The sequence below is a fragment of the Olsenella sp. KH3B4 genome (assembly GCA_900111695.1).
Classification (GTDB): domain Bacteria; phylum Actinomycetota; class Coriobacteriia; order Coriobacteriales; family Atopobiaceae; genus Tractidigestivibacter.
On record FOHD01000020.1, the window covers coordinates 1 to 1830 of the forward strand.

Genomic DNA, 1830 nt, shown 5'->3' on the forward strand with positions numbered 1-1830 from the left:
GCGTATATTACTTCCTCGCGCGGCGCCGCGCCCCACACGGGATGGCGCCGCAGGGCACCCTGAGAACCGGATACCGTGTCCGAGAGATCGGACGACGAAGGACAGACTAGCGATGCTCGAATGCCGTGCGAGAGCACGGCGCCGAGTCGATTCCAGTGAAGTCCGAGATCAGCGTGGTCTTGGAGTGGGACCCGGACATCCGTCGCATTGGAGAGTCACGCCGCGCGAAGCGCGGCGCTCCGAACGGAGAGTTCGATCCTGGCTCAGGATGAACGCTGGCGGCGCGCCTAACACATGCAAGTCGAACGGCCGGACCCACCTCGGTGGGCGAGGCAGTGGCGAACGGCTGAGTAACACGTGGGCAACCTGCCCCCCTCCCCGGGACAGCCTCGGGAAACCGTGGGTAATACCGGATGAACCGCCCCCTCCGCATGGGAGGGGCGGGAAAGCTCCGGCGGGGGGGGATGGGCCCGCGGCCTGTTAGCTAGTTGGCGGGGCAACGGCCCACCAAGGCGACTATGGGTAGCTGGGTTGAGAGACCGACCAGCCAGATTGGGACTGAGACACGGCCCAGACTCCTACGGGAGGCAGCAGTGGGGAATCTTGCGCAATGGGCGGAAGCCTGACGCAGCGACGCCGCGTGCGGGAGGAAGGCCCTCGGGTCGTAAACCGCTTTCAGCAGGGACGAGGCCGCAAGGTGACGGTACCTGCAGAAGAAGCCCCGGCTAACTACGTGCCAGCAGCCGCGGTAATACGTAGGGGGCGAGCGTTATCCGGATTCATTGGGCGTAAAGCGCTCGTAGGCGGCCTGCTAGGTCGGGAGTCAAATGCGGGGGCCCAACCCCCGGCCGCTCCCGATACCGGCGGGCTTGAGTTTGGTAGGGGAAGGCGGAATTCCCGGTGTAGCGGTGGAATGCGCAGATATCGGGAAGAACACCGGTGGCGAAGGCGGCCTTCTGGGCCACAACTGACGCTGAGGAGCGAAAGCTGGGGGAGCGAACAGGATTAGATACCCTGGTAGTCCCAGCCGTAAACGATGGACACTAGGTGTGGGGGGGACGCCCCTCCGTGCCGCAGCCAACGCATTAAGTGTCCCGCCTGGGGAGTACGGCCGCAAGGCTAAAACTCAAAGGAATTGACGGGGGCCCGCACAAGCAGCGGAGCATGTGGCTTAATTCGAAGCAACGCGAAGAACCTTACCAGGGCTTGACATCTTGGTGAAGCGGCGGAGACGCCGTGGCCGAGAGGAGCCAAGACAGGTGGTGCATGGCTGTCGTCAGCTCGTGTCGTGAGATGTTGGGTTAAGTCCCGCAACGAGCGCAACCCCCGTCGCATGTTGCCAGCGGTCCGGCCGGGCACCCATGCGAGACCGCCGGCGTCAAGCCGGAGGAGGGCGGGGACGACGTCAAGTCATCATGCCCCTTATGCCCTGGGCTGCACACGTGCTACAATGGCCGGCACAGCGGGCTGCCAGGCGGCGACGCCGAGCGAATCCCCAAAGCCGGCCCCAGTTCGGACCGGGGGCTGCAACCCGCCCCCGCGAAGTCGGAGTTGCTAGTAATCGCGGATCAGCACGCCGCGGTGAATGCGTTCCCGGGCCTTGTACACACCGCCCGTCACACCACCCGAGTCGACTGCACCCGAAGTCGCCGGCCCAACCAGCAATGGGGGGAGGCGCCGAAGGTGTGGCTGGTAAGGGGGGTGAAGTCGTAACAAGGTAGCCGTACCGGAAGGTGCGGCTGGATCACCTCCTTTCTAGGGAGACACCCGAAGAGAGACAAGACATCATTTCAGACGGACGGGTCCCGTCACGGACCACGCACGCTGGCC

At 64.8% G+C, this 1830-nt stretch carries 1 rRNA gene; it reads left to right on the forward strand.

What is annotated here, in order from left to right:
* The first annotated feature begins 240 nt into the window (after positions 1 to 240).
* Positions 241 to 1755 (forward strand): 16S ribosomal RNA (locus BMX94_RS10460).
* Positions 1756 to 1830 lie beyond the last annotated feature (75 nt).